Here is a 25,440-nt window from a genome sequence, read left to right on the forward strand (position 1 = left end):
GACCCGCAGATTCCCACCGCCTGACGCCGAAGGTATGCGCTGATGACCGAGCCGCCCCAGCCGCCGAACCAGCCGCCGACACCGTCCGGTTACGGCCATCTCCCGGGGCCGCCCCAGCAGGGTTACGGATACCCGCCGCAGGGCGCCAACCCGTACGCCCAGCAGCCGGAGCAGCAGCCGCAGCAGCCTCCGCAGCCCCCCACGGTCCCGCAGGGGGGCTACGCCTTCCCGCCGCCCGGAGCGCCCGCCGGATCGCCCACCGTGGCGTTCCCCGGTGCGCCGGTCCCCGGCGGGCCGGCCCGCGGGCGGCGGACGGCGGTCGTGGTCGCCGCGGCCGTCGCGGGCGTGCTCGTACTCGGCACGGGCGCCTGGTTCGCCTTCGCGGGGGACGACGGCGCGGACCCGAAGAAGCCGGTCGCGCAGGGCTCCACGCCCGCCGACCAGAAGCCCTCGGGCTCCCCGTCCGTGGACGTCGGCGACGGCTCCGGCAACGGCGGCCCGGACAAGACCGACCTCAACGCGGGCCGCAAGTCCGGTGAGGACAAGGCCCTGTGGCTCAAGACCTCCACCCTCCAGGGGCCCGGCGCGGGCATCCCGACCAAGGGCCAGTGGGTGGTCGGCGACACCGTCGTCAAGACCGTCGACAAGAGCTTCGTCGGCTACGCCGTGACCGACGGCAAGGAGAAGTGGAAGCTGGACGTCCGCACCGAGATCTGCGGACTCACCGGCCAGACCACCCCCGACGGCAAGACGGTCGTCGTCGTCAGGGACGGCGAGGGGTCCACCGCGACCTGCGACCAGATGAAGCTCGTCGACCTCAAGGCGGGCAAGGAGGTCTGGACGAAGCAGGTCCAGAAGGAAGGCCTCTTCGACACGGCGGGCGACGCCACGCTCGCCTTCACCGGCGACACCATCGTCGTCAGCCGCATGGGCGGCACCGCCGCCTACCGGCTCGGCACCGGCGAGCGGCTCTTCTCCGGCTCCGGCCCCGAGGGCTGCCAGCCGCGCGCCTACGCCGCCGGCAACGGCAAGCTGATCGGCGTCGCCACCTGCCAGGACGCCGACCACACCACCGAGGTCCAGGACGCGGACCCGGTGACCGGAAAGAAGACCTGGTCCTACCGCCTTCCCAAGGGCTACGACGTCAACGCGGTGTACTCGGTCAACCCGACCGTCATCGACGCCTCGAACCGGGACACCAAACAGCGCGCCATCATCTCCCTCGGGAACGACGGACAGAAGCGCGCCAGTATGTCCGCCCCGGGCAACTTCGCCCTCAACTGCGGCGGCTACAGCACCTCCGAGGGCCTGCAGAACTGCGGCGACAGCGCCGTCGACGGCGACACCCTGTACCTGGCCACGGGCAACGAAGCGGGCGGCAACAACGAGATCGTCGCCTTCGACCTCGCCAGCGGCAAGGCCAAATGGCGCACCGCGGCCGGGGACAAGAGGAACTACATCCCGCTCAAGGCCGGGAACGGGCAGCTGACGGTCTACCGGACCGGCGCCCTGGACGAGCCCGGCGAGATCGTCTCGCTGGCGGTGGGCGACGGCAAGCCCAAGGTGCTCCTGAGCCTGCCCTCGGGACCCGCCGCGAAGATCGAGGGCTCCTTCCTGTTCGCGAAGCGGTCCTACGAGGGCGGCCGTTTCTTCCTGTCGACGACCAGGCTGAACGGCGACGGCAAGGACGAGAAGCTCCTGATGGCATTCGGCAAGTGAACGAGTCCACCGAGCCGCCGACCGAGAGGCAGCAGTACCCCAGATGAGCACCCCGAACACCCCGCCCCCGCCGAACCAGCCGCCCTCCGGCGGCTTCGGCGCGCCCCCGCCGGTCCCGCCGGCCGGCCCGCAGCCGCCGGTGCAGCCGCCGGTCCCGCCGACCGTCCCGCAGCCGCAGGCCCAGCCGCCGGCCGGCGCGCCGGCGCAGCCGGGCTACGGCTACCCGCAGCCCGGTTACGGCTACCAGCAGCCCCAGCAGCCGCCGCAGCCCGGTTACGGGTACCCGCAGCAGCCGCAGCCCGGCTACGGCTACCCGCAGCAGCCCCCCACCCTGCAGGCCCCGGCGCAGCCCGGCCCGCCCGCGGGCGGCGGCGGTGCGCAGCGCAACCAGCTGATGATCATCGGTGCGGCGCTGCTGGCCGTGGTCCTCATCATCGGCGGCGGCTTCTGGTACCTCTCCGGCGACGAGGACAAGGGCGGCGGCACCCAGCCGACCGCCGACGGCGGCGCCAGCGGTTCCCCTGACGGCAACAAGCCCCCGGCACCCGGGGGCGGCGGCACGGAGAAGCCCCCGGCCAACCCCAAGTCGAGGACGCTGGTCAACGTGGCCAGCCCGACCCCGCCCGACGTGGTCTCCGTCGACGGTTCCTGGCTGACCGACACCACCTACGTCAAGTCGGACATCGCGAAGGTGGTCGGCTACAACCTCGTCGACGGCGGCAAGAAGTGGGAGATCCCGCTCCCCGCCAACGTCTGCGGCGCCACCAAGCACATCAGCGACAACAAGACGGCCATCCTCTTCCAGGAGGGCCAGGCCACCGACGCCAACAAGTACCCCCAGTGCACCCAGGTCGGCGTCATCGACCTGAACACCGGCAAGCTCGTGTGGTCGGCCACCGCCAAGTCCACCACCGGCGGCGACAAGCCCGTGGCCTTCACCGAGGTCACCCTCAGCGGCCAGACCGTCGCCGCGGGCGGGCTCAGCGGCGGCGCCGCCTGGAACCTCGCCGACGGCAAGTCCCTGTGGTCCCCGAAGGTCGACGGCGAGGGCTGCTACGACCTCGGCTACGCGGGCGGCGAGGCCCTCGCCGTGCTGCGCAAGTGCGGCCGGATCCCCAACCAGAGCCTGCTCGCGCAGTCCCTCGACCCCGCCACCGGCGCGCCGAAGTCCTCGTACAAGCTCTCGCCCGGCATCGAGTGGGCGGGCATCATCTCCACGAAGCCGCTCATCGTCGCGGCCAATGTGGGCAACACGGCCAAGAACGCCACCAACGTCAGCGACCTGTTCGTGGTGGACGACGCCGGCCAGCTGAAGTCCCACATCGCGCTGTCGGGCGGCAACTACGCGCCCAAGTGCCCCGCCACCGAGGTCGAGCAGTGCTCGAACATGGTCGTCGGCAACGGCAAGGTGTACATGCCCTCGTACGAGCACCAGGGTTCGGCCTCCGTCGGCCGCACCAACGAGATCGTCTCCTTCGACCTGGAGACCGGCAAGGCCACGGCCGACCGCGCCGACGCGGGCGAGCGGTACACCATGTACCCGCTGCGGATGGACGGTCCGAACATCATCGCCTACAAGGTCCCGCCGTACGACGGGGGCGGCCGGGTCGTCAGCATCGACGGCCGGACGATGAAGGAGACCCTCCTGATGCAGAACCCGGCGGAGAAGACGAGCCAGCGCACCGAGACGAGCTTCTCGCTCGACTACTCGGAGTTCCGCTACCACAACGGTCACCTCTTCATCTCCCGCACCATGGCCCGCAAGCCCTACTCCGACAAGGGCGACCCGGAGTACCTCTTCGCCTCGTTCATCGCGAACTGACGCGAACCGAGCCGTGCCGAAGCCCCCGGAAGGTCAGCCTTCCGGGGGCTTCTCGCGGTAACCGGCACGCTCCGTCGAACAAGCGTGTAGCTTGCCGGGTCAGAAGGATCTGGGGTGGGAGCCTTGATGGGCGTACGGGTCATGGTGGTCGACGAGCACCGGCTGCTGGCCGAGGCGCTCGCCTCGGCCCTGAAACTGCGCGGGCACCGGGTGCTCGCGGCGGCCGCACCGGCGGCGGGTGCCGCCGAACTGGTCATCGGCCGCGCCCCGGAGGTGTGCCTGTTCGGCACCGCCACCCCCGCCGAGCCCGGGGTCTTCGAGCCCGTCGCGCGGATCAGGCGGGAGCGCCCGCAGATCGCCGTCGTGGTCCTCGGGCCGGTGCCGAACCCGCGGGGGATCGCCGCGGCCTTCGCCTCCGGCGCCTGCGGCTACGTACGCCAGGACGAGCGCATCGAGGGAGTGGAGCGGGCCCTGGCCAAGGCGCGGGCCGGGGAGGTCGCCATCTCCCCGCAGCTGCTCCAGGGGGCCTTCGCGGAGCTGCTCAACCCCGCCGCCCAGCCCGACGACGAGGGCAGCCGGCTGCTGCGGCTGCTCACGCCCCGGGAGGTGGAGGTGCTGGTACGGGTCGCGGAGGGCGAGGACACCCGGCTGATCGCCGCCGGGATGGCCATCGCGCCGAGTACCGCCCGTACGCACGTGCAGCGGGTGCTGATGAAGCTGGGCGTCGGCTCCCGGCTGGAGGCGGCCGCGCTGGCCGCCCGTACCGGGCTGCTGGACCGGGCGGTGTTCCCCGCGCCGGAGCCGGTGGCGCAGGGCCCGGCCGGGCGGTGAGTCCGGCGGAACCGGGATTTCCCCGGAAGCGTGGAATCCGGTAAGTCAGAGTCAGTGCACGCGCGCCCGTGCGCGTCCGCGAGAGGTTGGAGTGCGAGTGAGCAAGTACCTGGTCACCGGTGGGGCCGGATATGTGGGCGGCGTCGTGGCCGCCCATCTCCTGGAGGCCGGCCACGAGGTGACCGTCCTCGACAACCTCTCCACCGGCTTCGGCGAGGGGGTCCCCGCCGGCGCGACCCTGGTCAACGCCCGCATCCAGGACGCCGCGGAGCACCTGGACGCCTCCTACGACGCGGTGCTGCACTTCGCGGCGTCCTCGCAGGTCGGCGAGTCCGTGGTCAACCCCGGCAAGTACTGGGACAACAACGTCGGCGGCACCCTCGCCCTGCTGACCGCGATGCGGGAGGCGGGGGTGCGCCGCCTGATCTTCTCCTCCACGGCGGCCACCTACGGGGAGCCCGCGGACGGCCCGCTGACGGAGACCTCCGCGACCGCCCCGACCAACCCCTACGGTGCCTCGAAGCTGGCCGTCGACCACATGATCGCGGGAGAGTGCGCGGCGCACGGCCTCGCCGCCGTCTCGCTGCGCTACTTCAACGTGGCCGGAGCCTACGGCGAGTTCGGCGAGCGGCACGACCCGGAGACGCACCTGATCCCGCTGGTCCTCCAGGTGGCGCTGGGGGAGCGCGAGTCCATCGCGGTGTTCGGCGAGGACTACCCCACCCCGGACGGCACCTGCGTGCGCGACTACATCCACGTGGCCGACCTGGCGGAGGCCCACCTCTCCGCGCTGCGCGTCGCGGCGGAGGGCGAGCACCTGATCTGCAACCTCGGCAACGGCAGCGGGTTCTCCGTCCGCGAGGTCATCGAGACGGTCCGCAAGGTCACCGGCCGGGACATCCCCGAGACGGTCGGCCCGCGGCGGGCCGGCGACCCGGCGGTACTGGTCGCCTCCGCGCGCACCGCGCAGGAGCGCCTCGGCTGGACCCCGACCCGCTCGGACCTCACCCGCATCGTGACGGACGCCTGGAACTTCGCCCGCGCACAGCGTTCCTGACCCGAGCGGCGCACCCCGCCCCCGGTCCCCGCCGCGCCCCCGCCCGTACTCCGGGCGGGGGCGCGCGTGCTGTGCGCGGGTGCGCCGTGCGGGCGTCGCGCGCGGGCGCTCGGCGTGCGTACGCCGGGTGAAATGCCCCTCGTGCAACTGCCCGTGGCACACACCGGTCGGAATTCCGCCCCAGAGCCTTGCGGACAGATGAATTCAAGCCATCGATAGCTCCGTTGAGGACCCTCCCACCGGAAAATCCCTCGAAAAACTTCTGCTATTCGGCCAACCACGAGACAGGACCCGCTCTACGCTGATGCGTGACACCGGTGGGGGCCGGTGTTGATTCAGGGGTCGAGACACGTCGGGTACGGCGTCCGGTCCGGGGTAGTGCACAGATGTCGCGGCGGCGGCCGCGGCGGCAGTGGGCCACCCGGTCCGGGCGTCGTACCCGTAGTCGTCCGTTCCCCGACCCTTGGGGGTTTTGTGGTCCGTATCCGGGTTCTGGTGGTCGACGACCACCGCATCTTCGCCGAGTCTCTGGCAGCCGCGCTCGCGGCCGAGCCGGACGTGGACGTGTCCGCGGCCGGCAGTGGTCCGGCCGCCTCGCGCTGCCTCGAACGCGCGGCGGCCGAGGGCCGCCGCTTCGACGTGCTGCTCGTCGACGCCGACCTCGGCGCCGGCGCCGCCGTGCCCGCCCAGCGGGAGGCGGGCACCGCCCCGCCGCCGTCCGTCTCCGACGGGATCGCCCTGGTCGCGGGGGTGCGCGTGGCCCACCCCGGGGTCCGCACCGTGGTCCTCGCCGAGCGCGACGACCCCCGCCGGGCCGCGCTCGCCCTCCAGGCGGGGGCCTCCGGATGGGTGGCCAAGGACTGTTCCCTCTCGCGGCTGCTGGCCGTCGTCCGCGGAGTGCTGCGCGAGGAGACCCACCTGCCGCCCGCGCTGCTCACCGGGGTGCTGCGGGAGCTGACCGCGGCGCGCAAGCACCGCAGCGACAGCGAACGGCTCGTGGAGTCCCTCACCCCGCGCGAGCACGAGGTGCTGCGCTGCATGGTGGCGGGGCTGGGCCGCAAGGACGTGGCCGCCCGGCTGTTCCTCTCCCCGCACACCGTCCGCACCCACATGCAGAACGTGCTGGGCAAGCTCGGCGTGCACTCCACCCTGGCCGCCGTCGCGCTGGCCCGGCGGGCCGGGGTGCGCCCGGCGGAACTATCCGGGGATGTTGTCGAACGGAGCGGTCAACTGGCGTAGCAGCCCGGCGAGATCGCCGCGCTGGGCCGTGGAGAGCTGGGCCAGGATCGCGCGTTCCTGGGCCAGCAGCCCGGCGAGCGACTGGTCGGCGCGGTCGCGCCCCTCGGGGGTGAGCCGGACCAGGACCCCGCGCCGGTCGCTGGGGTCGGGCAGCCGTTCGACCAGGCCCTTCTTCGCGAGCCGGTCGATGCGGTTGGTCATGGTGCCCGAGGTGACCAGGGTCTGCGTCAGCAGCTGGCCGGGGGAGAGCTGGTAGGGCGCGCCCGCGCGCCGCAGGGAGGTCAGCACGTCGAACTCCCACGGCTCCAGGCCGTGCTCGGAGAAGGCCAGCCTGCGGGCACGGTCGAGGTGGCGCGCGAGCCGGCTGACGCGGCTGAGCACCTCAAGCGGTTCCACGTCGAGGTCAGGGCGCTCTCGCCGCCATGCCGCGACCAGTCGGTCGACCTCGTCCTCCATGCCGATCAGTGTAAGGGGTCTGTCGATGTGAAGTCTCTTCAAATCGAGAATCTTGACATCGAGATACATCAGGTCGACCATGGGAGAGGAGGGGGCCGCAGCGGCCTCCGCTTCCGACCGCCCACCGGCAGGGAGGCTCGACCATGCATTCCGACACCGCACCGGACGCGCGGCACACCGCATCCGGCGCCGCCGCGCCGCAGACGCCCACCTGGGACCCCGGCCAGTACCTCCGCCACGCGGACCACCGCGCACGGCCCTTCCTGGACCTGCTCGCCCGCGTCGGCGCGCTCCCCACCGCCCCCGCCCGCATCGCCGACCTCGGCTGCGGCCCCGGCAACGTCACCGCGCTGCTCACCGGCCGCTGGCCCGACGCCCGCATCACCGGCTACGACCTCTCCCCGCAGATGCTGCGCCGCGCCGAGGAGGAGTACGCCGGCCCCACCCCCGGCGGCGGCAGCCTCGACTTCCGCCACGGCGACCTGGCCGACTGGGTGCCCGGGGAGCCGTACGACCTGATCGTCTCCAACGCGGCCCTGCAATGGGTGCCCGGCCACCCCGGCTCCTTCGCGCGCTGGATCGACGGCCTGCGGCCCGGCGGCACCTTCGCCTTCCAGGTCCCCGGCAACTTCACCGCACCCAGCCACCGGCTGCTCGCCGAACTGTGCGACACCCCGCGGTGGCGGGACCGGCTGGGGGGACTCGCCGCACGCCACACCGACACCCTCGAACCCGGCGAGTACCTCGACCGCCTCACCGGCCTCGGCTGCACGGCCGACGTGTGGGAGACCACCTACCACCAGCTGCTCCAGGGACCCGACCCGGTCCTCGACTGGGTCAAGGGAACCGCGCTGCGGCCCGTGCTCACCACCCTCGGCGACGACCGGCCGGCCGTCGACCGCTTCCTGGCCGAGTACCGCCGGGCGCTGCGCGAGGCCTACCCGCCCGGCCCCCGCGGCACCGTCTTCCCCTTCCGCCGCGTCTTCGCCGTCGCGCGCAAGGAGGCCTGACCGTGCTGAGCGCCGTCGACCACGTACAGCTCGCCGCTCCCCCCGGCTCCGAGGACCCGGTCGGCAACCGGCTGGAGTTCCTGGAGCCGGACCCCGCACACACCTGAGCGGGGCCGGACCCCCGGGCTCAGTTCTTGCGGTGTCCCACCAGGCGGGGCCTGGCCTCCAGGTTCTCCAGCCCGTGCCAGGCCAGGTTCACCAGGTGCGCCGCCACCTCGGCCTTCTTCGGCCGCCGCGTCTCCAGCCACCACTGCCCCGTCAGCGCGACCATCCCGACCAGCGCCTGCGCGTAGAGCGGGGCCAGCTTCGGATCGAAGCCCCGGGCCTTGAACTCCAGCCCGAGGATGTCCTCCACCTGCGTGGCGATATCGCTGATCAGCGAGGCGAAGGTGCCCGTCGACTGCGCCACGGGGGAGTCCCGCACCAGGATCCGGAAGCCGTCGGTGTAGTTCTCGATGTAGTCGAGCAGGGCGAACGCCGCCTGCTCCAGCAGCTCCCGCGGGTGCCCCGCCGTCAGCGCACCCGTCACCCCGTCCAGCAGCTGGCGCATCTCGCGGTCCACGACCACCGCGTAGAGGCCCTCCTTGCCGCCGAAGTGCTCGTACACCACCGGCTTGGACACCCCGGCCTTCGCCGCGATCTCCTCCACCGAGGTGCCCTCGAAGCCCTTCTCCGCGAACAGGGTGCGGCCGATGTCCAGCAGTTGCTGACGCCGCTCGGCGCCCGTCATTCGGACCCGGCGACCTCGCCTGGGCTTGTCGTTGCTGGAACTGCTGCCGTCGATCGCCACGTCCCCCATCATGCCGCGTTCGTCGTCTTTTCCTTGCGCCGGGCGTCGATGCGCCCGTCCGACGGCCAGCGCACGTCCGAGGCCCAGCCCAGCCGCTCGAACCAGCGGATCAGCCGCGCGCTGGAATCGACCTGTCCGCGCAGCACACCGTGCCGGGCAGACGTCGGGTCGGCGTGGTGCAGGTTGTGCCAGGACTCCCCGCACGACAGCACCGCGAGCCACCACACGTTGCCGCTGCGGTCCCGGGACCGGAACGGCCGCTTGCCCACCGCGTGACAGATCGAGTTGATCGACCACGTCACGTGGTGCAGCAGCGCCACGCGCACCAGCGAACCCCAGAAGAAGGCCGTGAACGCACCCCACCAGGACAGCGTCACCAGACCGCCCACCAGCGGCGGGATCGCCAGCGACACCATCGTCCACAGCACGAAGTCGCGCGAGATCCGCCGGATCGCCGGGTCCTTGATCAGGTCCGGGGCGTACTTCTGCTGGTCGGTCTGCTCCTCGTCGAAGAGCCAGCCGATGTGTGCCCACCACAGGCCCTTCATCAGCGCCGGCACCGTCTCGCCGAACCGCCACGGCGAATGCGGGTCGCCCTCGTGGTCGGAGAACCGGTGGTGCTTGCGGTGGTCCGCCACCCAGCGCACCAGCGGCCCCTCCACCGCCATCGACCCCATGACCGCCAGCGCGATCCGCAGCGGCCGCTTCGCCTTGAAGGACCCGTGCGTGAAGTAACGGTGGAAGCCGATGGTGATGCCGTGGCAGGTCAGGAAGTACATGAACACCATCAGGCCGAGGTCCAGCCAGCTCACCCCCCGGCCCCAGGCCAGCGGCACCGCCACCAGCAGGGCCAGAAAGGGAACGGTGATGAACAGCAGCAGCGCGACCTGCTCCACCGACCGCTTCTGCTCACCGCCGCGCGTCGCGGACACCGCGTCAGTGGAAGGAGTGGAGGACGCGGGCGCGTCCTCGATCAGATCGGGACCGATCGTCATGGGGGTTCCCCTGGGGGGTGAGAAGTCGGCAGGCCCGTCGGGACGGACCCTACGGATCCGTAACCTACGGCATCGTAAGTATGGCAAAGGTCCCCGGCACGGCAAGGGAGCACACCACACCGGCCCGCCCCGGCCCCCGGCCGCGGCGCCGCGGCGGCGGCGCAGTGGCGGCGCTGCCGGGGCACAAGGACGCGCCACCTATCCTGGTGTCGTCGGACAGCGCGGTCCGCACGGGCAGCCCGGGCTGCGCACCGGTGCATCGGTACGGCACCGTCACCGCGCGCCCCCGGGAGCCCACAGCCCAGTAGCGCTCGAACACTGCAAGGAGCCGCACCTGTGAGCAGTGCTGACCAGGCCGCCCAGGCCCCCGCCACCCGCACCTCCGCGGAGACCGCGAACGCCGAGCTGCGCGCGGACATCCGCCGCCTCGGCGACCTCCTGGGGGAGACCCTCGTACGCCAGGAGGGCCAGGACCTCCTCGACCTCGTCGAACAAGTACGTGCCCTGACGCGCACCGACGGCGAAGCCGCTGCGGAGCTGCTCGGCGAGACCGACCTGGAGACCGCCGCCAAGCTGGTGCGCGCCTTCTCCACCTACTTCCACCTCGCCAACGTCACCGAGCAGGTGCACCGCGGCAAGGAGCTGCGCGCCCACCGCGCCGCCGAGGGCGGTCTCCTCGCCCGCACCGCCGACATGCTCAAGGACGCCGACCCCGAGCACCTGCGCGAGACGGTCCGCAACCTCAACGTCCGGCCGGTCTTCACCGCGCACCCCACCGAGGCCGCCCGCCGCAGCGTCCTGAACAAGCTGCGCCGCATCGCCGCCCTGCTGGAGGAGCCCGTCTCCGGCGCCGGCGAACGCCGCCGCCACGACCTGCGGCTCGCCGAGAACATCGACCTCGTGTGGCAGACCGACGAACTGCGGGTCGTGCGCCCCGAGCCCGCCGACGAGGCCCGCAACGCCATCTACTACCTCGACGAGCTGCACGCCGGCGCCGTCGGCGACGTCCTGGAGGACCTCGCCGCCGAGCTCCAGCGCGTCGGCGTCGAGCTGCCCGCCGGCACCCGCCCGCTCACCTTCGGCACCTGGATCGGCGGCGACCGCGACGGCAACCCGAACGTCACCCCCGAGGTCACCCGCGACGTGCTGATCCTCCAGCACGAGCACGGCATCACCGACGCCCTCGAACTGGTCGACTTCCTGCGCGGCCTGCTGTCGAACTCCATCCGCTACACCGGCGCCACCGAAGAGCTCCTGACCTCCCTCCAGGCCGACCTGGAGCGCCTCCCGGAGATCAGCCCCCGCTACAAGCGGCTGAACGCCGAGGAGCCGTACCGCCTCAAGGCCACGTGCGTGCGCCAGAAGCTCCTCAACACCCGCGAGCGCCTCGCCAAGGGCATCCCCCACGAGGAGGGCCGCGACTACCTCGGCACCTCCGAGCTGCTCACCGACCTCACCCTCATCCAGACCTCCCTGCGCGAACACCGCGGCGCGCTCTTCGCCGACGGCCGCATGGACCGCACCATCCGCACCCTGGCCGCCTTCGGCCTCCAGCTCGCCACCATGGACGTGCGCGAGCACGCGGACGCGCACCACCACGCGCTCGGCCAGCTCTTCGACCGCCTGGGCGAGGAGTCCTGGCGCTACGCCGACATGCCGCGCGACTACCGGCAGAAGCTCCTCGCCAAGGAGCTGCGCTCGCGCCGCCCGCTCGCCCCGACGCCCGCCCCGCTCGACGCGGCCGGCCACAAGACCCTGGGCGTCTTCGGCGCGGTCAAGGACGCCTTCGAGAAGTTCGGCCCCGAGGTCATCGAGTCGTACATCATCTCGATGTGCCAGGGCGCCGACGACGTCTTCGCCGCCGCGGTCCTCGCCCGCGAGGCCGGACTCATCGACCTGCACGCCGGCTGGGCCAAGATCGGCATCGTGCCGCTCCTGGAGACCACCGACGAGCTGCGCGCCGCCGACGTCATCCTCGACGAGATGCTGGCCGACCCCTCCTACCGCCGTCTCGTCTCGCTGCGCGGCGACGTCCAGGAGGTCATGCTCGGCTACTCGGACTCCTCCAAGTTCGGCGGCATCACCACCTCCCAGTGGGAGATCCACCGCGCCCAGCGCCGGCTGCGCGACGTCGCGCACCGCTACGGGGTGCGCCTGCGCCTCTTCCACGGCCGCGGCGGCACCGTCGGCCGCGGCGGCGGCCCCTCGCACGACGCGATCCTCGCCCAGCCCTGGGGCACCCTGGAGGGCGAGATCAAGGTCACCGAGCAGGGCGAGGTCATCTCCGACAAGTACCTCGTCCCCTCGCTGGCCCGCGAGAACCTGGAGCTGACCGTCGCGGCCACCCTCCAGGCCTCCGCCCTGCACACCGCGCCCCGCCAGTCCGACGACGCCCTGGCCCGCTGGGACGCGGCCATGGACATCGTCTCGGACGCCGCGCACGCCGCGTACCGGGAGCTCGTCGAGGACCCGGACCTGCCCGCGTACTTCTTCGCGGCCACCCCCGTCGACCAGCTCGCCGACCTGCACCTGGGCTCCCGCCCCTCCCGCCGCCCCGACTCGGGCGCGGGCCTGGACGGGCTGCGGGCCATCCCGTGGGTGTTCGGGTGGACCCAGTCCCGGCAGATCGTGCCCGGCTGGTACGGCGTGGGCTCCGGCCTGAAGGCCCTGCGCGAGTCCGGCCAGGACGCGGCCCTCGCCGAGATGGGCGAGCGCTGGCACTTCTTCCGCAACTTCCTCTCCAACGTCGAGATGACGCTGGCCAAGACGGACCTGCGGATCGCCCGCCACTACGTCGACACGCTCGTGCCCGACGAGCTCAAGCACGTGTTCGCCCGGATCGAGGCCGAGCACGAGCTGACCGTCCGCGAGGTCCTTCGCATCACCGGCGGCGAGCGGCTCCTGGACTCCAACCCGATCCTCCAGCAGACCTTCGCCGTCCGCGACGCCTACCTGGACCCGATCTCCTACCTCCAGGTGTCCCTGCTGGCCCGCCAGCGCGCCGCGGCCGCCCGCGGCGAGGAGGCGGACCCGCTGCTGGCCCGCGCCCTGCTGCTCACCGTCAACGGCGTGGCGGCCGGTCTGCGCAACACCGGCTGACCCGGCCCCGCCCCGTACGCACGCGAGCCCCCGCCGACGGCGGGGGCTCGCGTGCGTACGGGTGCCGGGCGTCAGGAGTTGTACGTCGACTGCGCCCGTTCCAGACCGTCCAGGATCAGGCACTCCACGGCGTCCGCGGAGCGGTCCACGAACCAGTCCAGTTCCTTGCGCTCGGTGGAGGAGAAGTCCTTCAGGACGAAGTCCGCGACCTGCATGCGGCCGGGCGGGCGGCCGATGCCGCAGCGCACGCGGTGGTAGTCGGGTCCCATCGCCTTCGTCATCGACTTCAGGCCGTTGTGCCCGTTGTCCCCGCCGCCCAGCTTCAGGCGCAGCGTCGGGTAGTCGATGTCCAGCTCGTCGTGGATCGCGACGATCTTCTCCACCGGCACCTTGTAGAAGTCGCGCAGGGCCGTGACCGGGCCTCCCGACAGGTTCATGAACGACATCGGCTTGGCGAGCACGATCCGGCGGTTCGCCGGTCCCGGCGGGCCGATGCGGCCCTCGACGACCTGGGCGCGGGCCTTGTGCGCCTTGAACCTGCCGCCGATCCGCCCGGCCAGCAGGTCGGCCACCATGAAGCCGATGTTGTGGCGGTTGCCGGCGTACTCCGGTCCGGGGTTCCCGAGACCGACGACCAGCCAGGGCGCCGCGTCGTCCGACATCAAAAGCTCCTTAAGTGCCTGGAACGAAGACGACCGCCGTCCCGCTCCAGTGGAGCCGGACGGCGGTCGGTCAGCAACTGCTGAGGGGGTGGGGCGAGGCTCAGGCCTCGGTGCCCTCGGCGGCCTCGGCGGCCGGCTCCTCGGCCTGCGGGGCGACGACCTGCAGGACGGCGATGTCGCCGTCGACGGCCAGGGTGGTGCCGGCGGGCAGGACCAGGTCCTTGGCGTGGATGGTGGCGCCGGCCTCAAGGCCCTCGATCGAGACGGTGACCTCGGTCGGGATGTGGGTGGCCTCGGCCTCGACGGAGATGGTGTTCTGGAGGGTCTCCAGCATGTTGCCGCCGGCGGCCAGGTCGCCCTCGGTGACGATCGCGACGTCGACGGTGACCTTCTCGCCCTTCTTGACGATCAGGAAGTCGACGTGCGAGATGGAGCGCTTCAGCGGGTGCTTCTGCACGGCCTTCGGGATGACCAGCTCGGTGCCGTCGCCCGCGATGTCCAGGGAGATCAGGACGTTCGGGGTGCGGAGCGCCAGCTGCAGGCCGTGGCCCTCGACGTTGACGTGCTTGGGGGCCTGGCCGTGGCCGTAGATGACACCGGGGACCAGGGCGTCGCGACGGGCCTGGCGGGCGGAGCCCTTGCCGAAGGTGTCGCGGAGCTGGGCGGAAAGCTTGACCTCGGACATGCTCACTCCTCGTGGGGTGACGGAAGAACGGACTGGGTCACCCGGCCGGAACGGCCTGCTACGAAGAGCGCGTCGATAACGGAGCGTCCGTCCCGCGGAACGGGTACGGCCTCCCTCGCCGAGCAACTCATGGAGTGTACCCGGCGCGGGAGGCCGCGCCCAAAAGGATCTCTGCCCGGTGTTACTGCTGCTCTTCGAAGAGGCTGGTGACCGAGCCGTCCTCGAAGACCTCGCGCACCGCGCGGGCGATCATCGGGGCGATGGAGAGCACCGTGATCTTGTCGAGCTCCAGGTCCGAGGGGTCCGGGAGGGTGTTCGTGAAGACGAACTCGCTGACCTTGGAGTTCTTCAGGCGGTCGGCGGCCGGGCCCGAGAGGATGCCGTGCGTGGCCGTCACGATGACGTCCTCGGCGCCGTGCGCGAAGAGCGCGTCGGCCGCGGCGCAGATGGTGCCGCCGGTGTCGATCATGTCGTCGACCAGGACGCAGACGCGGCCCTTGACCTCACCGACGACCTCGTGGACGGTCACCTGGTTGGCGACGTCCTTGTCGCGGCGCTTGTGCACGATGGCCAGCGGCGCGTCGAGGCGGTCGCACCAGCGGTCGGCGACGCGCACGCGGCCGGCGTCCGGGGAGACGATGGTCAGCTTGGTGCGGTCCACCTTGGCGCCGACGTAGTCCGCGAGGACGTTCAGGGCGGAGAGGTGGTCGACCGGGCCGTCGAAGAAGCCCTGGATCTGGTCGGTGTGCAGGTCGACCGTGAGGATGCGGTCGGCACCCGCGGTCTTCAGCAGGTCGGCGACCAGACGGGCCGAGATGGGCTCGCGGCCCTTGTGCTTCTTGTCCTGGCGGGCGTAGCCGTAGGACGGGATGATCACGGTGATGGAGCGTGCCGACGCGCGCTTCAGCGCGTCGATCATGATCAGCTGCTCCATGATCCACTTGTTGATCGGAGCCGTGTGGCTCTGGATCAGGAAGCAGTCCGCGCCACGTGCCGACTCCTGGAAGCGGACGTAGATCTCGCCGTTCGCGAAGTCGAAAGCCTTGGTCGGCACGAGGCCGACTCCCAGCTGGTGCGCGACCTCCTCGGCCAGCTCGGGGTGGGCGCGGCCGGAGAAGAGCATCAGCTTCTTCTCGCCGGTCGTCTTGATCCCGGTCACAGCACTGTCTCCTCAGACGTGTGGAAAGCTGCTCGCCCCCGTGTGCGTCCGTCCCGCACACGGTGAGCCAGCCGAATTGCGTGCACCTATCACGGTACGCCGTCCCGGGCGTACCTGTTTCCGGTCAGTTCACCTCAGAGGTGACCGGAGTCCTTCTCGCCGGTCGACTGCGCGGCCGTCGCGGCCGCGCTGCCGGGGCGCTTGCGGGCCACCCAGCCCTCGATATTCCGCTGCTGGCCACGGGCCACGGCCAGGGCGCCGGGCGGCACGTCCTTCGTGATCACCGAACCGGCGGCCGTGTAGGCGCCGTCCCCGATGGTGACGGGAGCCACAAACATGTTGTCGGAACCCGTCTTGCAGTGTGAGCCGACGGTGGTGTGGTGCTTGTGTTCGCCGTCGTAGTTCACGAACACGCTGGCCGCGCCGATGTTCGTGTACTCGCCGATCGTCGCGTCGCCCACGTACGACAGGTGCGGCACCTTGGTGCCCTCGCCGATCGTCGCGTTCTTCATCTCCACGTACGTGCCGGCCTTGGCCTTGAGGCCGAGGTTGGTGCCCGGGCGCAGGTACGCGAAGGGGCCGACGCTCGCCTGCTCCCCGATGACGGCGCCGTCGGCCACCGTGTTGTCCACGCGGGCGCCCGCGCCGACGCGGGTGTCCTTGAGCCGGGTGTTCGGGCCGACCTCGGCCCCCTCGGCGATGTGCGTGGCGCCCAGCAGCTGGGTGCCCGGGTGGATCAGGGCGTCCTGCCCGAAGGTCACCGTCACGTCCACGAAGGTGCCGGCGGGGTCGACGACCGTGACGCCCGCGAGCATGGCCCGCTCCAGCAGGCGCGCGTTCAGCAGCGCGCGGGCCTCGGCCAGCTGTACCCGGTTGTTGATGCCGAGGATCTGGCGGTGGTCCGTGCCGACGGCCGCGCCGACGCGGTGGCCCGCCTCGCGCAGGATGCCGAGCACGTCGGTGAGGTACTCCTCGCCCTGGCTGTTGTCGGTGCGGACCTTGCCGAGCGCGTCCGCGAGGAGGTTCCCGTCGAAGGCGAAGACCCCGGAGTTGATCTCCCGGATCGCGCGCTGGGCGTCGGTGGCGTCCTTGTGTTCGACGATGGCGGTCACGGCGCCGGTGGCCGGGTCGCGGACGATGCGGCCGTAGCCGGTGGAGTCCGGGACCTCGGCGGTCAGCACGGTGACGGCGTTGCCGTCCGCCCCGTGGGTGGCGGCGAGCTGCGCGAGGGTCTCGCCGGTCAGCAGCGGGGTGTCGCCGCAGACCACGATCACGGTGCCGTCGACCGGCCCGCCGAGCTCTTCGAGGGCCATCCGGACGGCGTGCCCGGTGCCGTTCTGCTCGTACTGGACCGCGGTGCGGACGTCGGCGTCGATCCCGGCGAGGTGTGCGGTGACCTGTTCGCGCGCGTGGCCGACGACGACCACGAGGTGCGCGGGGTCCAGCTCGCGGGAGGCGGCGACCACGTGACCGACGAGCGAGCGCCCGCAGATCTCGTGCAGGACCTTGGGGGTGGCCGACTTCATGCGGGTGCCTTCACCCGCTGCGAGTACGACGACGGCTGCCGGGCGGGTTGCGCTCACGGGTGTGCCCTTCGGCTTCGGGGGTGGACCCAGGAAGGATACCGGTGCCGAAGTGCCCCTGTTCTGGGGGACTCCCGGGGGCGGGCATGCGAAAGGGCCCCGACCGGAGGTCAGGACCCGCGTGCTGTGAGCTCCCCGTGCTGAGCTCCCCTGTCAGGACTCGAACCCGAACATAAGGCACCAAAAGCCTCAGTGCTGCCAATTACACCACAGGGGATGGTAAACCCGATCGAATCGGACTTTCTGTGCTGCCGATCAAGCTGGCCGTCCCTACTATGCCGTACCACCCGCCTTCCCCGCGACGGTACTCGCGCCCGGATATGTCCGGGGTCGCCGCACGGGCCGCCCGTACGCTGGACGGCATGACCGGTACGGGGGAAGAGCGCGAGGGGACGGGCCGCGACGGGCCCTGGTGGTGGGAACGGCGGCGGGCCGCCCTCCTGGACGTGGGGCTCGCCGCGGTGTCCGCCGCCGAGTGCGGGCTGGAGGGGCTGCCCTTCGCCCGGGAGGCGGGGATCCCGGCGGCCCTCGGCGTGGCGTTCGGCGTGGTGGTGGGGTCCACGCTCCTGCTGCGGCGCCGGTGGCCGGTCGCGGTGGTGCTCGTCGGCATCGGCGTCGCCCCGGCCATGATGGGCTTCCTGCTCGGGGTGGTGGGCCTCTACACCCTCGCCGCCTGCGAGGTGCCCCGCCGGGTCACCGTGACGCTGGGCTCGATGTCCCTCGCCGCGACCTTCGTGGTGACGTACCTGCGCACCCGCGGCGACGTGGAGGCCGACGGGCTGCTCGTCGTGGTGCTGTCCGCGTTCATGGCGGTGGCGCTGACCCTGCCGCCGGTGCTGCTCGGCCTGTACGTGGGGGCCCGGCGACGGCTGATGGAGAGCCTCCAGGAGCGCGCCGACTCCCTCGAACGGGAGCTGTCGCTGCTGGCCGACCGGGCCGAGGAGCGGGCCGAGTGGGCCCGTACGGAGGAGCGCACGCGGATCGCGCGCGAGATGCACGACGTGGTCGCGCACCGGGTGTCGCTGATGGTGGTCCACGCGGCGGCGCTCCAGGCGGTGGCCGAGAAGGACCCCGGCAAGGCCGTCAGGAACGCCGCGCTGGTCGGCGACATGGGCCGGCAGGCCCTCACCGAGCTGCGCGAGATGCTCGGTGTGCTGCGGGCCGGGTCGCCCGGGCCGGAGCCCCGGCCGGCGGCCCGCGGCCGGGCCGCGCGGGTGGCGCCGGCGCTCGCGGGGAGCGGCGAGGACGGGCCCCGCCTCGCCGAGCTGGAGGTGCTGGTCGGACAGTCCCGGGCGGCCGGGATGAGCGTGGAGATGGTCGTGCACGGCGAGGCGGAGCCGTACCCGGCGGAGGTCGAGCAGACCGCCTACCGGGTGGTGCAGGAGGCGCTGACCAACTGCCACAAGCACGCTCCGGGCGCGCGGGTCGTCGTACGGCTCGCGCACCGGGAGGGCGAGTTCGCCATGCAGGTCCAGAACGGGCCCTGCGGGGCGGACGGGGTCGAGCCCGGGCTGCCCAGCGGGGGCAACGGCCTGGTCGGGATGCGGGAGCGGGTGCTCGGGCTCGGCGGGGTGTTCGTGTCCGGGCCGACGGACGAGGGCGGCTTCAAGGTCTCCGCCGTCCTGCCGGCCTCCCGCTAGGCCTCCGGGGCCCCGAGGGGGCCGGCGGCCGCGGCGGTCCGCGGGGTCAGGGGCCCGTGGTCAGGCGGGCCGGCTGGAGGCCGGTCAGCAGGAGGGTGAGGGCCTCGTCGAGGCCGGAGCCCAGGTACCAGTCGCCGGTGTGGTCGATCCCGTAGACCCGGCCCTCACGGTCGATGGCGAGGTGGGAGCCGCCGTCGGTGTCGGTGCCCAGCGGACAGAGCTGGGTGGACAGGGCCCGTCCCAGGTCGGCGAAGGTACGGGCCAGGTGCAGGCCCGACAGCGGGTCGATGCGGAGCGTCGCGGGGGCTATCTGCCGGCCCGGCCCGGGGGCGGTCACCCGCAGGCCGCCGAACTCGGCCCAGGCCTCCACGGCCGCCGGGAAGACGTTGTGCCGGTGCCCGGCGGGCGTGGTGTGGTCGCGCAGCGCGTCGGCCCAGTACTCGGCCTGCTTGATGTCCCAGCGGCCGGGCTCCCATCCGGCGGTGCGCAGCGCTGAGTCCACGGGGCCCGGGAACCGGGTCGCCGAGGAGCGGTCGTAGGAGGCGGAGGCGGAGGAGGCGGTCATGGCGGCTACTCGGGGTGGGTGAGGTCGACGGGGCGTACGCCGAAGTGGTTGAGGAGCGCGTCGCAGGAGCGGCAGGGCGGAGCGTAGCTGCCGTGCAGCGGGTCGCCGTCCTCGCGGATGCGGCGGGCGGTGATCCGGGACTGCTTCAGGGAACGCCGGGCCTCGCTCGCCGTGAGCGGTTTGCGGGAGGCGCGTCTGCTGCGGGCGCCCTCGACGGCCGTGAGGTGGCGGGAGAGCAGGATCGCCTCCGGACACCGGCCGGTGAAGCGCTCCCGCTGGCCGCTGGTGAGGGTGTCGAGGAAGTCCTGGACGAGCGGGTGCAGCACCGGCGGCCGGTCGCCCTTGCCCGCGGTCCCGGTCAGGGTCTCCCCGCGGACCGAGAGCGCGGCGGCGACGGTGGGCAGGATGCCGTCGCGGCGGAAGCGCAGCACGGGCGGCGGCGTGGGGCCGTCGGTGCTGCTCCAGCGCAGGCGGGGGTCGCCGGCCGCGCCGGCCGGTGCGGCTTCCGTCGCTTCCGCGCGGTCCGTGCGGCTTGCCAGGTTTTGCGTCGTCGCCGTCTGCATGGTCGCTTCTTCCCTCCCGTGACCGCGGTGGTGGCCGCCGTTGCGCACGCCCCCGTGCTGCGGGGACAGCCTGTCAAATGTCCCCAGTGGTGTGGAAGCGGGGTCGAATATTCGTATCAATTCGGATGTTCCCGCCCCGCGCGCCCACGTGGGATGCATGGGCGGGTGACGCTCTTGCCCGAGCACATAGGCTGTGGTGAACCAGCCAGATCCAGCAGGGGGCTACCGCCATGACGACAGGTCGGCTCGGGCAGCAGGCCGTGCCACCCAACGCCGCTTACTCGGGGCAGGTCGTGCACTTCCCGGACCCGGTCCGGGCCGCCCGCCATCCCCACGGAGTGCGGATGAGCGGGGACGGTCATCCCGACTTCTCGCGGTACGCGCGCGCGGCCGTGGAGATCGCCGAGCCCCCGGAGGGCTTCGGCGTGGACGAGCTTCGGCTGACGGACTTCGTGTCCGCCAACGCGGCCATGCGGGCGTCGGGCCACGCCCTGTGGGACACCGTGGGAGCGGTGGCCACCCCGCACGGCTGGACCTGGCACCACGTGGCCGGATCCCGCCGGATGGAACTGGTCCCCGTCGAGGTCAAGGCCCTGCTGCGGCACCACGCGGGCCTGGCGACGGCGCCCGTGGACCACGACAAGCGCGGTACCCGGCCGCTCCAGGAGGTGCGCCCCGCGCACCTCGGGCTGCCCAAGAACCTGGTCTCCGTCGCCGAACAGCAGGTGCAGGGGGTCGAGGAGGACCTCGGGTACCGGCTGCCCGAGGCCTACCGTTCCTTCCTGAAGGCGGCGGGCGGCTGCGCGCCGGTGGGCGCGGGGCTCCTCGTGGAGCTCGGGCTGCTGGTCGACCAGCCGTTCTTCACGGTGCGCGAGGAGGCGGCGGTCAACGACCTCGTCTACGTCAACAAGTGCCTGCGGGACCACCTGACGAAGGACTACCTGTGCGTGGCCTTCGTCCAGGGCGGACTGCTCGCGGTGAAGGTCAAGGGCGAGGGCGTCGGCTCGGTCTGGTTCTCCCCGTACGACGACGCGCGCGACCGGGACGGCTGGTCCGTGCAGGAGCGGGTGGAGCGGCTGTTGCTGCCGTGCGGTGCCGATTTCGATGCCTTCCTCGAAGGCCTGGCGGGGAACCCGCCGGAGCTGGAGACGGTGGCCGGTCTGATGGTGGACGGCGGATTCGCGCGTTCGGTTCCGGTGGCGGGTGCCGCCCCGGGTGAGGGGTGATCACGCCGTGGTGACGTTTGCGCAGGCGCAGGAGCGCGCCGAAGAGTGGATCAACGGGGACGTGCCCGCGTACCAGCACCGGGAGGTGCGCGTACGGGAGTTCGGGCTGGGCTTCGTGGTGTGGGCCGAGGACCGGGCGGCCGGTCCGGTGTCCGGCGGGGGCCGGCAGCGGCTGGTCATCGCGCGGGACAGCGGTGAGGTGACCCTGTGGCCGGGGCTGCCGGTCGGCGAGGTCATCCGGCGCTACGAGGAGGAGTACGGGGCCGCCGCCGTGGCGGCCGCCGCGGAGGCCTCGGTGCCGCCGCCGCGGATCGACTCGGAGCAGACCTCCTTCATGCTGAGCCCGCCGGAGTGGCTGCAGGAGGCGGCGGACCGGGCGGGGATCCCGCCGGCGGCCCCGGCTCCCGCGGCCCCCGCGGCTGCCGCGGCTGCCGGTTCCGCGGCCGAGCCGGTGCCGCTGCGGCGCGAGGGCGAGGTCTCCCGCGAGCCGGCCGCCGGCGACGGGGTGCCGTCCGGGTCCACGCCGTGGGCGGGTACCGATGTGAACTCCGGCGGGGACGGGGCCTCCGTGCCGCTGCCCGCAACGGTGTTCGCACCGCCGCTGTCCGGCACCGATCTGGAGGACGGCCCGTCGGCCCCCTCCGGGGTGGCCCCGGAGGCCAAGACCACGCTGATGGCGGGCGGCAGCCAGCTGCCGAAGACCACGGTCGCCCCGGTGCTGGGGATCCCGGACGGGGCCGGCTCGATCGCCGACGCCCCGACGAGCCGGGCCCAGGCGCCGGGTCGGGGCGGGGTCCAGCAGCCGCCTCAGCCGCACCAGCCGCCTCAGCCGCTTCAGCAGCAGCCGCCGGGTCAGCCGGGTGCGCCGGTACCGCCGGTTCCGGCTCCCGGTGTTCCGGGTGCGCCCGGTGCTCCTGGTGCGCCCGGGGGTGGGGCGCAGTACGCCGCGACCATGCTCGCCGGGCCCGCCGTGGTGCAGCCGCCCGGTCCTCCGGCGCCACCTGGCGCGCCGCCGGCCGCTCCCGGTGCGCCCGGTGCTCCCGGTGCTCCCGGTGCGCCTGGTGCGCCTGGTGCTCCCGGTGGGGGGCTGGACCATGCGGCGACCATGCTGGCCGGGCCCGCCGTCGTGCAGCCGCCCCGGCCGCCGGGTCCGCCCGGTCCGCCGACCCCGCCGCCCGGTGCTCCCGGTGCTCCCGGGGGCGGGGCGCATCATGCCGCGACCATGCTGGCGGCGCCGGGGATGGTGCCGCCGCCCATGGCTCCCGGTGCGCCTGGTGCGCCTGGTGCTCCCGGTGGGGGGCTGGACCATGCGGCGACCATGCTGGCCGGGCCCGCCGTCGTGCAGCCGCCCGGCCCGCCGCCCGGTGCGCCGGCCGGTCCGCCGCGCGGTCCGGCTCCGCAGCAGCCCCCGGCCCCGTCCGGCGCGCCCACCGTCGGCCCCGGCTACCAGGCCGTGCTGCGCTACCGTGCGCCCGACGGCTCCGAGCAGCAGATCATCCGGCGCTCGGCGCCCGGTACCCCGCACCCCGAGTGGCAGATCCTCTACGAGCTCCGCGCGCTCAACGTGCCGCCCCAGCAGGTGCTGGAGCTGCACACCGAGCTGGCCTCCTGCGAGCTGCCCGGCGGTTACTGCGCCCGGATGATCCGGGAGACCTGGCCGCAGGTGCGGATCACCAGCGTGGCCCCGTACGGGACCGACCACGCGGGACGTCAGCAGGGCATGCGGCACCTGCTCACCCATCAGGGTGAGCTGCACCAGGTGGCCGACGGGCCGGCGCGTCCCGCGCCGGTGCGGGCGCCGCTGCCGCAGGTGCCGCTGCAGCCGGCCATCCCGATGGACGCCATCGCGCAGGAACTGGCCGGCGCCTTCGGGCCGCAGGGCGTGTTCCGCTTCGACCAGCGGGCGGTGTCCCGTCAGGGCGTGCCGGAGATCGTGGCGCAGACCCTGATGTGGGCCGGTCTGCCCGTCGACTTCGGGCCGTTCTTCTGGGCGCAGGCCGTGCCGGGCCAGCCGGTGCCGACGCTGGCCGAGCTGGCGGCGCAGCGGCAGGTCCAGCCGGCGTCCGACGCGGGTTCGTACCTGGTGGTCGGCAGCGACTTCGGCAAGGCGCTCTGCGTGCAGTACGGGACGGCGCACATAGTGGCGGTTCCGGTGGAGGCCGGACCCGGAGGGGCGCCCGTACCGCCGCAGTTCGTGAATTCGAGCCTGCCGCAGTTCGCGCGTTCGCTGGCGATGCTGGGTCACATGTGGCGCCTGAGGCAGCATCTGACGCCGGAACAGGCGGGCCGCTGGACCGTCGATTTCCAGGCGAATCTGGCGGGCCTCGACAGTGCGGCGCTGGCCTCTCCGGAGAGCTGGTGGTCGGTGCTGCTGGAGCAGATGTGGGACGGGCTCCTCTGATCGGATGATCGGATGTACGGCCGGGTCGGGACCTTCGAACGGGGTCCCGGCCCGGCCATTCCGGCTTCTGGCGCCAAATGACGCATCCTTGTCAGCAATCCCCGCGAGAGAGGCGCTTCCAGGATGAGTGCACCCATGTCACCTCACGGACCTCAGGGTTTCTCGACCGTGAGAGGTCGCGGCTACCGGACCGAAGAGGTCGACCGGTACCTGGCCCGCCTGTCCGGGAGCCGGGACGAGGCGTGGGAACGGGTGGCGCGGCTGACCGTCCTGGCCAAGCGGATGGAGGCGGAGGCGGAGCGGCTGCGGGTAGCCGTCGCGGAGCTGGCCCCGCAGACGTACGACGAGCTGAGCGAGCGCGCCCGGCGGATCCTCTCGCTCGCCCAGGAGGAGGCGGAGGTCCTGCGCAGCGACGCGCGGGCCGACGCGGTGGAGGCGAAGGGCGCGGCCGAGGCGCACGCCGACCGGGTGGCGGAACTGGCGCGGCACGACGCGGAGGCGGTGCGGGAGCAGACCGAGGTCCGGGCGCGGCAGGGGCTGTTGCGGGCGCAGCGGGAGGCCGACGCGGCGCGGGCGGAGGCGCGGGAGGACGCGGCGCTCTGGCGGGCGGAGGCGGTGGCCGCGCTCGGGGAGATGCGGCGGCGGACGGAGGCGCTGCTCGCGGAGCGGGAGCAGGAGCACGCGGAGCGCTGGGACGCGGCCGGGCGGGAACTGGCGGCGCGCGAGGCGGAGCTGGAGGCGAGGAACGCGGAGCTGGAGCGGCTGGCGGAGGCGCGGCTGGCTGAGGCGCGGCGGGGGTTCGCCGAGGCGGAGGAGACGGCGCGGCACGGGCAGGAGGACGCGGAGGCGCGGGCCGCGGAGCTGATCGCGCAGGCGCGGGTGCGGGAGGAACGGGTGGGGCGGGAGACGGACCGGGTGCTGCGGGAGCACGAGGAGGCACAGGAGGAGATGCGGGCCCACATGAACCACGTGCGGTCCAGCCTGGCGGCGCTCACGGGGCGGGCGCCGGCGGAGGGGTAGGGCCCCGCCCCCGCCGGCCCGGTGGAGGCCCGCCCCCGGTCGCTCAGAGGTGCTTCGTCAGGAAGGTGGCGATCAGGGGGGCGATGGTGGTGAGGTGGGTTTCCAGGGCGAAGTGGCCCGCGCCCTCGAAGACGTGGATCTCGGCGTCCGGTACGTCGCGCCGGTACGCCTGCGCTCCCGCCGGGGTGAAGAAGGGGTCGCCCGCGCCCCAGACGACCAGCAGCGGCGGGCGGGTGTCGCGCAGCCAGGTCTGCCAGGCGGGGTAGTGCGCGAAGTTGCCGGAGTAGTCGAAGGCCAGGTCGGCCTGGGCGTCGGCGCGGCCCGGCAGGCCGAGGTAGTGGACGTCCAGGGTCCGGTTGTCCGGTGAGACGAGGGAGGGGTCCGCGACCCCGGTCTCGTACTGGAAGCGGGTGCCCTCCTCGGTGAAGAGGCGCCGGACGCGTTCCTCGTTGCCGGGGACGTCGCGGGTGAGCCCGGCGAATTCCCGGGCCGCGTCCGAGAGGCCTTCGTCGTACGCGTTGCCGTTCTGGACGATCAGGCCCGTGACGCGGTCCGGCCGGCGGGTGGCCAGGCGCAGGCCCACGGGTGCGCCGAAGTCGAAGACGTAGAGCGCGTAGCGGTCCAGGCCGAGGGCGTCGGTGAAGCCCTCCACGATGTCCGCGAGCCGGTCGAAGGTGTACGTGAACCCGTCCGGGGCCGCGGTCCGGCCGAAGCCGGGGTAGTCGGGGGCGATCAGCCGGTACGGGGCGTCGCCGAGCGCGTCCATCAGGCGTGCGAACTGGTGGGAGGCGGTGGGGAAGCCGTGCAGCAGCAGCAGGACGGGGGCGTCGGCGGGACCGCTCTCGCGGTAGGCCACGGACACGCCGTCGACGTCGACGGTGCGGTGGATCGGCATCACATGCCTCCTTGGGGTTCGTT

General features: G+C 72.9%; 21 protein-coding genes and 1 tRNA gene. 11 read left to right on the forward strand and 11 right to left on the reverse strand.

Annotation, left to right across the window (positions count from 1 at the left end):
- Window positions 1-42: 42 nt before the first annotated feature.
- The 5 genes from SLAV_RS22265 to SLAV_RS22285 all read left to right on the forward strand — a co-directional run bounded on the left by SLAV_RS22265 (window position 43) and on the right by SLAV_RS22285 (window position 6,668).
- Complete coding sequence (locus SLAV_RS22265) at window positions 43-1,719, forward strand: outer membrane protein assembly factor BamB family protein (RefSeq protein ID WP_051841060.1); 1,677 nt, start codon at window positions 43-45, stop codon at window positions 1,717-1,719.
- Between the two features lie 43 nt (window positions 1,720-1,762).
- Entirely contained in the window at window positions 1,763-3,541 is a 1,779-nt protein-coding gene (locus SLAV_RS22270) for an outer membrane protein assembly factor BamB family protein (RefSeq protein ID WP_030231951.1), read from the forward strand.
- A gap of 126 nt (window positions 3,542-3,667) precedes the next feature.
- On the forward strand, window positions 3,668-4,372 hold the full coding sequence (locus SLAV_RS22275; RefSeq protein WP_030231949.1) for a LuxR C-terminal-related transcriptional regulator: 705 nt from the start codon (window positions 3,668-3,670) through the stop codon (window positions 4,370-4,372).
- A 97-nt stretch (window positions 4,373-4,469) separates the two neighbouring features.
- On the forward strand, window positions 4,470-5,429 hold the full coding sequence (gene galE, locus SLAV_RS22280; protein WP_030231946.1) for a UDP-glucose 4-epimerase GalE: 960 nt from the start codon (window positions 4,470-4,472) through the stop codon (window positions 5,427-5,429).
- A gap of 474 nt (window positions 5,430-5,903) precedes the next feature.
- Window positions 5,904-6,668 carry a response regulator transcription factor gene (locus SLAV_RS22285; protein WP_030231943.1) on the forward strand — a complete coding sequence of 255 codons (765 nt, stop codon included), beginning with the start codon at window positions 5,904-5,906 and terminating at the stop codon, window positions 6,666-6,668.
- Here SLAV_RS22285 and SLAV_RS22290 read toward each other — a convergent pair.
- Entirely contained in the window at window positions 6,627-7,124 is a 498-nt protein-coding gene (locus SLAV_RS22290; protein WP_030231940.1) for a MarR family winged helix-turn-helix transcriptional regulator, read from the reverse strand. The two genes, SLAV_RS22285 and SLAV_RS22290, sit on opposite strands and share 42 nt — an antisense overlap.
- A 143-nt stretch (window positions 7,125-7,267) precedes the next feature.
- Here SLAV_RS22290 and SLAV_RS22295 point away from each other — a divergent pair, with 143 nt between their 5' ends.
- Window positions 7,268-8,134, forward strand: coding sequence for a trans-aconitate 2-methyltransferase (locus tag SLAV_RS22295; RefSeq protein ID WP_030231938.1), 867 nt, complete (start codon window positions 7,268-7,270; stop codon window positions 8,132-8,134).
- Between the two features lie 127 nt (window positions 8,135-8,261).
- Here SLAV_RS22295 and SLAV_RS22300 read toward each other — a convergent pair whose 3' ends face one another.
- Window positions 8,262-8,936 (reverse strand): TetR/AcrR family transcriptional regulator, encoded by a 675-nt coding sequence (locus tag SLAV_RS22300; protein WP_030231935.1) that lies wholly within the window; start codon window positions 8,934-8,936, stop codon window positions 8,262-8,264.
- Window positions 8,933-9,919, reverse strand: coding sequence for an acyl-CoA desaturase (locus SLAV_RS22305; RefSeq protein WP_030231932.1), 987 nt, complete (start codon window positions 9,917-9,919; stop codon window positions 8,933-8,935). The genes SLAV_RS22300 and SLAV_RS22305 overlap by 4 nt, the downstream gene beginning before the upstream one ends.
- Window positions 9,920-10,255: 336 nt before the next feature.
- On the opposite strand from SLAV_RS22305, the gene ppc reads away from it, so the two are divergent.
- On the forward strand, window positions 10,256-13,018 hold the full coding sequence (gene ppc, locus SLAV_RS22310) for a phosphoenolpyruvate carboxylase (protein WP_030231930.1): 2,763 nt from the start codon (window positions 10,256-10,258) through the stop codon (window positions 13,016-13,018).
- Between the two features lie 71 nt (window positions 13,019-13,089).
- On the opposite strand, the gene pth is transcribed toward ppc, so the two are convergent.
- The 5 genes from pth to SLAV_RS22335 all read right to left on the reverse strand — a co-directional run bounded on the left by pth (window position 13,090) and on the right by SLAV_RS22335 (window position 17,324).
- A complete protein-coding gene (gene pth, locus SLAV_RS22315; protein ID WP_030231928.1) occupies window positions 13,090-13,680 on the reverse strand; it encodes an aminoacyl-tRNA hydrolase in 591 nt (196 codons plus the stop codon).
- Between the two features lie 100 nt (window positions 13,681-13,780).
- Window positions 13,781-14,365, reverse strand: coding sequence for a 50S ribosomal protein L25/general stress protein Ctc (locus SLAV_RS22320; protein ID WP_030231927.1), 585 nt, complete (start codon window positions 14,363-14,365; stop codon window positions 13,781-13,783).
- A gap of 181 nt (window positions 14,366-14,546) precedes the next feature.
- Window positions 14,547-15,524, reverse strand: coding sequence for a ribose-phosphate diphosphokinase (locus SLAV_RS22325; RefSeq protein ID WP_030231925.1), 978 nt, complete (start codon window positions 15,522-15,524; stop codon window positions 14,547-14,549).
- A gap of 134 nt (window positions 15,525-15,658) precedes the next feature.
- Window positions 15,659-17,107 carry a bifunctional UDP-N-acetylglucosamine diphosphorylase/glucosamine-1-phosphate N-acetyltransferase GlmU gene (gene glmU / locus SLAV_RS22330; RefSeq protein ID WP_030231923.1) on the reverse strand — a complete coding sequence of 483 codons (1,449 nt, stop codon included), beginning with the start codon at window positions 17,105-17,107 and terminating at the stop codon, window positions 15,659-15,661.
- A 145-nt stretch (window positions 17,108-17,252) separates the two neighbouring features.
- Window positions 17,253-17,324: transfer RNA gene (locus tag SLAV_RS22335), tRNA-Gln, on the reverse strand.
- A gap of 145 nt (window positions 17,325-17,469) precedes the next feature.
- Between SLAV_RS22335 and SLAV_RS22340 the strand changes: the two genes are divergently transcribed.
- Window positions 17,470-18,747 (forward strand): sensor histidine kinase, encoded by a 1,278-nt coding sequence (locus tag SLAV_RS22340; RefSeq protein WP_030231922.1) that lies wholly within the window; start codon window positions 17,470-17,472, stop codon window positions 18,745-18,747.
- A gap of 46 nt (window positions 18,748-18,793) precedes the next feature.
- Here SLAV_RS22340 and SLAV_RS22345 read toward each other — a convergent pair whose 3' ends face one another.
- Both SLAV_RS22345 and SLAV_RS22350 read right to left on the reverse strand, forming a co-directional pair.
- Entirely contained in the window at window positions 18,794-19,312 is a 519-nt protein-coding gene (locus tag SLAV_RS22345) for an SUKH-3 domain-containing protein (RefSeq protein ID WP_030231920.1), read from the reverse strand.
- A gap of 5 nt (window positions 19,313-19,317) precedes the next feature.
- Window positions 19,318-19,875, reverse strand: a complete 558-nt coding sequence (locus SLAV_RS22350; protein ID WP_078950397.1) for a YwqJ-related putative deaminase — start codon at window positions 19,873-19,875, stop codon at window positions 19,318-19,320.
- A gap of 230 nt (window positions 19,876-20,105) precedes the next feature.
- Here SLAV_RS22350 and SLAV_RS22355 point away from each other — a divergent pair, with 230 nt between their 5' ends.
- The 3 genes from SLAV_RS22355 (at window position 20,106) to SLAV_RS22365 (ending at window position 24,522) form a co-directional block, all read left to right on the forward strand.
- Window positions 20,106-21,101 carry an SMI1/KNR4 family protein gene (locus SLAV_RS22355; RefSeq protein ID WP_078950396.1) on the forward strand — a complete coding sequence of 332 codons (996 nt, stop codon included), beginning with the start codon at window positions 20,106-20,108 and terminating at the stop codon, window positions 21,099-21,101.
- 7 nt (window positions 21,102-21,108) lie between these two features.
- Window positions 21,109-23,502 (forward strand): SUKH-4 family immunity protein, encoded by a 2,394-nt coding sequence (locus SLAV_RS22360; protein ID WP_100660941.1) that lies wholly within the window; start codon window positions 21,109-21,111, stop codon window positions 23,500-23,502.
- 135 nt (window positions 23,503-23,637) lie between these two features.
- Window positions 23,638-24,522 carry a DivIVA domain-containing protein gene (locus tag SLAV_RS22365; RefSeq protein ID WP_388096834.1) on the forward strand — a complete coding sequence of 295 codons (885 nt, stop codon included), beginning with the start codon at window positions 23,638-23,640 and terminating at the stop codon, window positions 24,520-24,522.
- 43 nt (window positions 24,523-24,565) lie between these two features.
- Here SLAV_RS22365 and SLAV_RS22370 read toward each other — a convergent pair whose 3' ends face one another.
- Entirely contained in the window at window positions 24,566-25,417 is an 852-nt protein-coding gene (locus SLAV_RS22370) for an alpha/beta fold hydrolase (RefSeq protein ID WP_030231910.1), read from the reverse strand.
- Window positions 25,418-25,440 lie beyond the last annotated feature (23 nt).

Origin of the sequence: Streptomyces lavendulae subsp. lavendulae (genome assembly GCF_002803845.1) — a bacterium.
Lineage (GTDB): Bacteria > Actinomycetota > Actinomycetes > Streptomycetales > Streptomycetaceae > Streptomyces > Streptomyces lavendulae.